This is a genomic window from Mycobacterium sp. Root265, assembly GCF_001428895.1.
Classification (GTDB): Bacteria; Actinomycetota; Actinomycetes; order Mycobacteriales; family Mycobacteriaceae; genus Mycobacterium.
In genome coordinates this window covers 1-8,952 of the sequence record NZ_LMJA01000020.1, presented here as the reverse complement: position 1 = coordinate 8,952, position 8,952 = coordinate 1, and the positions used below count along the sequence as shown (strand labels likewise).

The 8,952-nt window shown below is 66.4% G+C and carries 9 protein-coding genes and 1 pseudogene; 5 read left to right on the top strand and 5 right to left on the bottom strand.

The features are described from left to right. A pseudogene (locus tag ASE48_RS16535) lies at positions 1-158 on the bottom strand (2-keto-4-pentenoate hydratase); the annotation flags it as partial. A gap of 95 nt (positions 159-253) precedes the next feature. Between ASE48_RS16535 and kstD the strand changes: the two are divergent. Further along, the gene (gene kstD / locus ASE48_RS16530) at positions 254-1,939 is read left to right on the top strand and encodes a 3-oxosteroid 1-dehydrogenase (protein WP_057168205.1); all 1,686 of its coding nucleotides are present in this window, start codon (positions 254-256) and stop codon (positions 1,937-1,939) included. Continuing rightward, a complete protein-coding gene (locus tag ASE48_RS16525; protein ID WP_057168202.1) occupies positions 1,939-2,802 on the top strand; it encodes a MaoC/PaaZ C-terminal domain-containing protein in 864 nt (287 codons plus the stop codon). Before kstD ends, ASE48_RS16525 begins: the two co-directional genes overlap by 1 nt. Positions 2,803-2,805: 3 nt before the next feature. On the opposite strand, the gene ASE48_RS16520 is transcribed toward ASE48_RS16525, so the two are convergent. After that, a complete protein-coding gene (locus tag ASE48_RS16520; RefSeq protein WP_057168204.1) occupies positions 2,806-3,618 on the bottom strand; it encodes a response regulator transcription factor in 813 nt (270 codons plus the stop codon). Between the two features lie 440 nt (positions 3,619-4,058). On the opposite strand from ASE48_RS16520, the gene ASE48_RS16515 reads away from it, so the two are divergent. Beyond that, positions 4,059-4,793, top strand: coding sequence for a GAF and ANTAR domain-containing protein (locus ASE48_RS16515; RefSeq protein WP_057168201.1), 735 nt, complete (start codon positions 4,059-4,061; stop codon positions 4,791-4,793). 53 nt (positions 4,794-4,846) lie between these two features. Continuing rightward, a complete protein-coding gene (locus ASE48_RS16510) occupies positions 4,847-5,569 on the top strand; it encodes a GAF and ANTAR domain-containing protein (protein WP_057168203.1) in 723 nt (240 codons plus the stop codon). 16 nt (positions 5,570-5,585) lie between these two features. On the opposite strand, the gene ASE48_RS16505 is transcribed toward ASE48_RS16510, so the two are convergent. After that, a complete protein-coding gene (locus ASE48_RS16505; RefSeq protein ID WP_057168200.1) occupies positions 5,586-6,839 on the bottom strand; it encodes a hypothetical protein in 1,254 nt (417 codons plus the stop codon). A 188-nt stretch (positions 6,840-7,027) separates the two neighbouring features. On the opposite strand from ASE48_RS16505, the gene ASE48_RS16500 reads away from it, so the two are divergent. Next, entirely contained in the window at positions 7,028-7,522 is a 495-nt protein-coding gene (locus tag ASE48_RS16500; protein WP_057168199.1) for a YdcF family protein, read from the top strand. 11 nt (positions 7,523-7,533) lie between these two features. Here the strand turns inward: ASE48_RS16500 and ASE48_RS16495 are convergent, their stop codons facing one another. Together ASE48_RS16495 and ASE48_RS16490 are read right to left on the bottom strand one after the other, a co-directional pair. Further along, a complete protein-coding gene (locus tag ASE48_RS16495; RefSeq protein WP_057168198.1) occupies positions 7,534-8,544 on the bottom strand; it encodes a thioesterase domain-containing protein in 1,011 nt (336 codons plus the stop codon). Beyond that, positions 8,541-8,952, bottom strand: a 412-nt coding sequence (locus ASE48_RS16490) for a phosphopantetheine-binding protein (RefSeq protein WP_200962179.1), incomplete at its 5' end; no start/stop codon positions are given. The genes ASE48_RS16495 and ASE48_RS16490, both read right to left, overlap by 4 nt.

The window sequence follows — 8,952 nt, the reverse complement described above, 5'->3', positions numbered from 1 at the left end:
TCAGCCACCCGCTGCCGAATATTGATCAACTGAATCTCATAGGCATCGACCACATCGATATCGCCATACCGATCCGTCAACGGAGTCGTCGGCACCCGGCTACGCTCGGCCTGAGCCAGGTCGGCAGCGAGCTCGTCACGGACCTCGACACTGAGCATCTTGGTGAATTCCCCTCATAATCTTGTTAAGCCCCCGACCGGCACAGTTGCGGGCCTGTTGTCGAAAGGCACTGCAATTCTATAACGTGTTCTACATGACTGGACAGGAGTACGACGTCGTCGTGGTCGGCAGCGGCGCTGCCGGCATGGTCGCCGCCCTCACCGCTGCTCACCAGGGTCTCTCGACACTAGTCGTTGAGAAGGCTGCGCACTATGGCGGTTCAACGGCTCGATCCGGCGGCGGAGTGTGGATCCCGAACAACGAGATTCTCAAGCGTGACGGGGTCAAAGACACTGCTGAGGAGGCTCGCAGGTACCTGCACGCCATCATCGGCGACGCGGTGCCCGCCGACAAGATCGACACCTACCTGGACCGCAGTCCGGAGATGCTGTCGTTCGTCCTCAAGAACTCCCCGCTCAAGCTCTGCTGGGTGCCGGGCTACTCCGATTACTACCCGGAGACTCCTGGCGGCAAGGCCACCGGCAGGTCGGTGGAACCCAAACCGTTCAACGCCAAGAAGCTCGGCCCAGACGAGAAGGGCCTCGAGCCGCCCTACGGCAAGGTGCCGCTGAACATGGTGGTCCTGCAACAGGACTATGTCCGGCTCAACCAGCTCAAGCGCCACCCGCGTGGCGTGCTGCGCAGCCTCAAGGTCGGCGTGCGCTCGGTATGGGCCAACGCGACCGGCAAGAACCTGGTCGGCATGGGCCGCGCATTGATTGCGCCGCTACGCATCGGGTTGCAGAAGGCCGGCGTGCCGGTGCTGCTCGACACCGCACTCACCGATCTGTACGTCGAGGACGGTGTGGTGCGCGGGATCTACGTGCGCAATACGCACGACCCCGAAAGCGCTGAGCCGACGCTGATCCGGGCCCGCAAGGGCGTGATCTTGGGCTCCGGCGGCTTCGAGCACAACGAGCAGATGCGGGTGAAGTACCAGCGGGCCCCGATCACCACCGAGTGGACCGTGGGCGCCGCCGCCAACACCGGTGACGGCATCTTGGCCGCCGAAAAACTCGGTGCTGCACTGGAACTCATGGAGGACTCCTGGTGGGGCCCGACGGTTCCGCTGGTGGACGCGCCGTGGTTCGCGCTGTCCGAACGTAATTCACCCGGGTCGATCATCGTCAACCTGTCCGCCAAGCGGTTCATGAACGAGTCGATGCCCTACGTCGAGGCCTGCCACCACATGTACGGCGGTCAGTACGGGCAGGGCGAGGGCCCGGGCGAGAACGTGCCGGCCTGGCTGATCTTCGACCAGCAGTACCGCGACCGCTACATCTTCGCGGGACTGCAGCCCGGACAACGCATCCCGAAGAAGTGGCTGGAGTCCGGCGTGGTGGTCAAGGCCGAGACGCTGGCCGAGCTGGCGGAGAAGACCGGGCTGTCCGCGGAGGCGCTGGCCGCCACCGTGGACCGGTTCAACGGTTTCGCCCGGTCCGGCGTGGACGAGGACTTCCACCGCGGCGACAGCGCATACGACCGTTACTACGGCGACCCCACCATCAAGCCCAACCCGAACCTGGGCGAGATCAAGCACGGCCCGTTCTATGCCGCGAAGATGGTGCCCGGCGACCTCGGCACCAAGGGTGGCATCCGCACCGATAACGACGGGCGCGCGCTGCGTGACGACAACTCCGTGATCGAAGGGCTCTATGCCGCAGGTAATGTCAGCTCTCCGGTGATGGGCCACACCTATCCCGGCCCGGGCGGGACCATCGGACCCGCCATGACCTTCGGATACCTGGCTGCGCTCGCCATAGCTGGAAAGGCCCGCTAGTGCCCATCGATGTCGAAAAGGCGCTCGCCGCCGACCTGGATCCCATCGAGTTCTCCTGGACCAGTAGCGATATCCAGCTGTACCACCTCGGCCTCGGCGCCGGAGCGGACCCGATGGATGAACGCGAGCTGCGCTACCTGACCGACAACACCCCCCAGGTGCTGCCCACGTTCGGCAATGTCGCGGTCAGTTTCCACATGACCGAGGCGCCGTCGGTGCAGTTCCCCGGCATCGATATCGAGCTGTCCAAGGTGCTGCACGCCAGCGAGGCGGTGACCGTGCCCGGTCCCATCCCGACCAGCGGCAAGGCCTGGTCCAAGCAGCGCTTCACCGAGATCTGGGACAAGGGCAAGGCCGCCGTCATCGTGAGCGAATCCACCGTGACCGATGAGTCCGGGACGGTGTTGTGGACGACGAAGCGCTCCATCTTCGCCCGTGGCGAAGGTGGGTTCGGCGGTGAGCGCGGGCCGTCCACGTCGGTGGAGTTGCCCGACCGCGCACCCGATGCCGAGATCGCCATTCCGACGCTGCCGCAGCAGGCTCTGCTGTACCGGCTGTGCGGTGACCGCAATCCGCTGCACTCGGACCCCGGATTCGCCAAGGCCGCCGGTTTCGACCGGCCCATCCTGCACGGGCTGTGCACCTACGGCATCGGCGCCAAGGCTATCGTCGACCACTTCCTGGACGGCGATGTGCGCCAGGTCGGCACCTACGGCGCGCGGTTCGCCGGCACCGTCATCCCCGGAGAGACGTTGCGGGCCAACATCTGGAAGCAGGACGGCACGTACATCGGGACGCTCACCGCACCCAGCCGGGACAACACCGTGGTGCTGTCCGGCGTGGAGCTCATTCCGTCCCGGTAGGCCTCACCAGGATGCCGCGATGGCCGTCGGCGCCGCGAACCCATGCTGCGAAGGATGCGCGAGCGCTGCGGCTTCTGCGCGGGTCCGCACACCGAGCTTGGTCAGCAGGCTGTGCACATGATTCTTGACCGTGTGCACCGCGATACACAGCTGAGCGGCGATCTCGCGGTTCGACAATCCCAGCTTCAGCAGGCCGAAGATCTGCACCTCACGCGCGGTGAGGGCCAATTCCTGGACTTCGGGTGGCCGTTGCGAGCCGAGCGCCGCGAGTCTGCGGAGCAGGATCGACGACACCCGCGCGGAACACGACGGCTCGCCGGCAGCGACGTTGCCCATCACCTCGAGCAGATCTTGGAAGGACTGGCTGCGGGTGTGATACCCGGCGGCGCCGGCCTCGGCGCACTGGATGACGCCGTCGTCGTCGTCATCGGAGACGCCGAGCACCACCACCCGCGCACCCGGATCGGTGGCCAGCGCCGTCCGCAACAGCGCCGCACTGTCGCGGGTGGCGATGTTCAACAGAATCAATCCACCCGAAATGGTCTGCAGGGCGGTGACCAGCGTGACCAGGTCGCACGCGGAGCCGGTGGCCGGTGTGCCGTTGGCCGCCAGCGCAGTCGCCAGGCTGTCCCGGTACAGCACGCAATCGTCGACGATGAGGATCTGCACGTCCCGGAGCCGGTCCCGGCTCGTCGGCAATGCCATCCCGGTCGGCTCACCGTCGCGGTGGCCCTCGCCGCGAGCGCAGTCCTCTGACAGATCCAGACCGATACCGGTCGGCACCGTCCGGTCCGCAACAGATCCGAAAGCCCTCATCTTGTCCCCCACTTCGCGTATCGCCGAGCCTTCTGAGTGGGCATCTGAGCCGAGTGGTGCGAATCAGGCAAATTCTCCCCCATATGCCTGCACCATCGGCCGCTACCCGAAACTCGACTGCCCGGATGTTCAAACTAGCTGATCAAAAGCCAAACAACCAGGGTCCGGGGCGGCTTTGCTACGCACACGTTAATTCATGTCGTGCAGTTTCCGCAACGGATTGACCCACGCGATCGACAGCTCGTGGCGAACGCAAACACTTGCGCGGCAAACGGGCGTCAGGTCGCATACCGGGCGGGCCGATGCAATGGCGGTACGCTGACTGCGGGTCGGGCCATGCCCACCGCGCGGTGGGCGTATCCGAGCCACGGGAGGCGGTGCCCTGTGTCCTTCACCCCGGACCTCCGCCCGGCGTCCACGTCCGCGGACGGACCCCTTCCGTGATCTCGGACGACCGAACCGGAATCCGCGCCCGCTTCCTCGCCGTTGTCGGTCAGACACCGACGGATCTGCGCGGCGCCGAGCAACTGTGCGCGGCCTGTCTGGCCACACTCCCGGTGCGACGGGTGGGGATCTCCGTCATATCCGGCGATGAAGGACACGAATTCCTCTGTGCCAGCGACAGTGTCGCAGAGCGGATGGAGTGGGCTCAGATCGCGCTGGGAGAAGGTCCCGCGGTGGCAGCCTTCATGACCGGCGGCCCGGTCTCCACACCGGATGCGTCGGCACCGGACCCCCGATGGCCGATTCTCTCCCGGGAGGCGGAGGCCGCCGAGGCGGGTTCGGTGTACGCGCTGCCGCTACAGCTCGGCGCGATCCGGGTGGGCGTCCTGAGCCTCTACCTCGACGCCGGGACCGGGCTGAGCACAAACGATTTCGGCGACGCCGTCGCCATCGCGGACCTCGTCACCACGCTTCTGCTCGCATCGGGAACCACCGAGAAGCCGGATCCACTCGATCACTGGTGGGTTCAGCCGCAGTCTTCCCGGGAGATCCACCAGGCCACCGGGATGGTGGTCGCACAACTCGGGGTGAGTGTCCGCGTCGCCTACGCGAGATTGCAGGGGTATGCCTTCGTGCGGGGGCGCCGGCTCGACGACGTGGCCGCCGAGGTGGTACACGGCGGGCTGCGCATCGACGCGGATCCCGAGGACGACCAGGCCCCCGCCTCATGACCACACCGTATGAACGCCAGGCCACGCCGTGGCAGAATGCCGTAGGGAGCAAAATGGACCGTTACGAGGGTTTGGCCCGCGCATTCGTGGGGCTGGCAGACACGCTGGTCGCAGACTTCGACGTGATCGAACTGGCCCAGCAGCTGGTGGAGAATGCCATGACGCTGCTGCCGGTCGATGCGGCGGGAATCGTCCTCGCCGATGTGCACGGCAGATTCCAGGTGCTGGCCTCCAACAGCGAACAGACGCGCTTGCTGGAACTGTTCCAGATCCAGCATGACAACGGCCCGTGCCTGCTGTCCTACCGCACCGGCGAACAGGTGGTCGCCGACGATCTGCGGATCGACATCGCCCGCTGGCCGGAGTTCGCCGCACTGGCCATCGAATACGGCTTCCTGTCCGTGCACGCGCTGCCGCTACGGCTGCGCAACGATCGGGTGGGTGCCTTGAATCTGCTGCGCTTCGATCCCGGGAAGATGTCGGATACCGATATCGCGATCGGTCAGGCGCTCGCCGACGTGGCGACGATCGGGATCGTCCACCAACGTGTCGCCTTACAGTCGGACGTCCTGAATCAGCAGTTGCAAACCGCGCTGAACACACGGACGGTCATCGAACAGGCCAAGGGTGTTCTCGCCGAGCGGGGCGGCGTCGACATGGACGCGGCGTTCGGTGTGTTGCGCCGCTACGCCCGTCGCAACAACAGACGACTCGCCGATGTCGCACGCTCCGTCGTCGACGGCGCCGACACCGCCGACATCCTCAACCCGAGCTGACTCCTCGACCAGCCGGTCAGGGGCTCGGCTCACCCGACGAGTTCCCCTCGTTGTCATTGTGCGCGGCGGCGCTCGGTTCATCCGCGGGCGACGTATCGTTCGCCTCCGCGGCGGGCGCATCGTCCTGACCCGGGGCGGCGCCGGGATCGCCCGGAGAGGAGAACGGCTCCCCCTGGTCCTGCGACTCCTCGTCCGACTCGAACGGATTGTCGGGGTCCACGGCGTCCTCGAAGTCCGGTTGCGGAGAGTAGGTGGGCTCCTCGGACGCCGCGGCACTCGTGAAGGACGGCTCGGCGGGCGCCACCGGCTCGGCGCTTGCGGGGGTGGTGAAGTCGGCCATGATCGGTTCGGCCTGCTCGGGAACCGGGGCGAACGTCTCCGGGGCGAACGTCTCCACGGCGAACGTCTCCACGGCGAACGTCTCCATGCTCGGCGCGATCGAGAAAGCGGCCATCTCGGCCGGTGCCTCGATCTGGACCACCACCGCGAATTGGACGGGTTGTTGCAGGACCACGGATGTCGGCATCACTGCGATGTTCTCGGCCGCCGGCTGGACGGCAGGGGAATAGACGATGTAGGACTGCCTGCCACTGATGCTGACCACATCGATCTGCTCGGTCGGCCCCGTCGTGGAGTTGATGTCGATCTTGTCCAACTCGGTCCTGATTCCGGACAGATTGTTCGAGTCCAGGAAAACGGCATCCAGCATGGTGGCCAGATCGGCCAGATCAGGATGCTGAATCAGCTGGGCCAGTAGCGAATCCGGCAGCCGCAGCAACGCCTGGAGCTTCATTTCCAGGCCCACCACACTCGCATCGTGGCCGTAGCGGGAGTAGAGCAGCATCAACAACGCCTCGAGCTTCGACCTCAGCGGCATCATGGCGACAGCGAACGCCGCACTCGCATGATTGAACGATCCGTAGCTCGCCGACACCGCGGTCGACCGGCCGGTGTCCATCAACCTGAAGCTGATCCGGCTCGTCTGCACCGACAGATCGCCGGCGGCATCCCGCACCGGATTGGATTCCGCGGCCACGGGAGGAGGCCCCTGCGGGAGTGGGACATAGACTCCCGACTCGACAGCCGAGGGGAAAAGCGCCCACGCGTTGATCGCCACGCCCGAGACGAGCAGCACGAGAAAGCCGCGCTTACCCGTCACACCCAGGGGTCCGACACCGCGGCCGATGGGGTGCGCAAACCCGCGCCCGCCGGTTTTGGGTTCGCGGATGGCCGTCAACGGCGGCAGCTGAAGTTCAGTGTGATCGTTCATCGGACGCTCTCCTCGTTTGGGCATTCGTGGCGCCGGCCGGCCAGGAGCCCGACTACCGTGTAGCGATATGACGATCTCCGTGAGGATCCGCCGCGGGGACACCTGTGCGTCCTGATCGTCGACGACACACATCGTCCGCGACAGCGCGGAAATTGTTGCGCCGTATGATATTTCTTGCTTTCGTTCTGATGACCGCCGTCGCCGCCGGCCTCCCGGTCTACGTCCATCCGCGCGTCGACGAATTGCGCCACGCCGACGCCATTGTGATCCTGAGCGGGCCGCACCACGGCCGCTACCCCTTCGGCTTCGAACTTGCCGAACAGGGCTGGGCGCCCAATCTGGTCGTGTCGAACCCGAGCGGGACGGACAACCCCCGCCTGACCCGGTACTGCGACGAACCGCATGCCCGGTTCGCGGTGCACTGCTTCGTCCCGGACCCACCGACCACCAAGGGCGAAGCGCGGCAGTTGCAGGCGCTGGCTGCCGAACATGGTTGGCGCACAGTCATAGTCGTCACATTTCGGCCTCACGTATCCCGGGCCAGGTACATCCTTCGCCAATGTTTCGACGGTGAGCTCGTGATGGTGCCGAACCCGACCCCCATCTCGGCGCGCCGGTGGGCATTCGAGTACCTGTACCAGACCGCGGGGTACGTCCGGGCACTGCTGCAACCCGGCTGCTGAGCTCGTGGCGGTCACGTCGGGCCACTCTGCGCGTAACGCTGCTGCGTCTGCAGGACGAAGGCCGCGAACGTCGCCACGTGCTCCGGCAGCAGCATGGTGTCGCTGCTGCAGCCGTCGGGTCCGGTGAACACAGTGGTGCTCGCGGCAAGTCGATTCCATCGCAACGGGCGCGCCGATGACCGCTGCCACGACTCGCACGGAAGCATGACGTCGAGGTGCAGACCCGAGGATGTCGGCACATACGCCCGTGCCGCGGCCAGCGTCGCCGCCACCACGGCACGGCGGCGGGTCAGCACGGCGTCGCCCACCTGCTCGGACCGCTGCTGTCGTAGGCCGCGCACGGTGTCGGCGAGATGCCCCGCGCGCAGCGCGATGTAACGCCTGCGCTCGGCCATCGGGACGGTGCACAGTCTGCGGGCGTGCGTCATCGATCGGCTGCCGTAATGACGAGCCAGCGCCACCGTCCACTGCAGTCGGCGATAGAACGTGCAGTACGGCGCGCCGAACATGATGAGATTGGTGACCGACGTGCCGGAGTTGGTGAGCTGGCGGGCGAGCTCGAACGCGATCGAGCCGCCGGCGCAGTAACCGGCGATGGTGATCGGCCCGTCGGGTCGGAACGCGCGGATCTGATCGGCGAAATAGCGGGCGATGTCCTCGACATACGTCAGCGGTTCGCTGCCCTCCTCGAGCCCGGGCGGCTGCAGGCCGAAGAAGGGCTGCTCCGCGCCGAGCTGCCGCGCGAGCGCGCGATAGGCGAAAACATCGCCGTTGTGGCCGGCCACCGCGAAGATCGGGGTCCGCGATCCGCGCGGTTCCAGCGGCACGATTGCGCGCTGCTGGGATACGACCCGCTGTGCCTCGCGCAGGAACGCGATGACTTCGGGCTTACGCTGCGCGAGATCGCGCTTGTGCGCGTCGGTCAGCGCCCCGACAGGCGCATTGAGGCGCAGGCGATCACCGTCCAGCGCTATCCGGACGTCGAGCTTACGCAGCTCTTCCAGAAGGTCAGCAGTCGTCACAGCTCGATCTCCTCCCTGTCCCCGCCGCCGGCGAACGCCAGTTGGTCGCTGCTGACGGTTGCCCACGAGAGCGCGTCGATCGCGGCGGCGAGCTGTTCCGGTGTCGGACGTTCGAAGAGGTTGCGCAGGGGCAGCTCGACACGCGCCGACTCGCACACGTTCGCCATCACCCGGGCCGCCATCAGCGAATGCCCGCCGAGTTCGAAGAAGTTGTCGAAGACACCGATATCGCTGCGGCGCAGCGCTTCGCTGAAGGCGGCGACGACGAGCGCCTCGGTGGTCGACCGCGGGTCCATGAACGGACACGGCTCGCTGTGGTGGTGGGTGGGGGCGGGTAGGGCTTTGCGGTCGAGTTTGGCGCTGGTGGTCAACGGCAGGGCGTCCAGGTACTGGAAATGCGCGGGCACC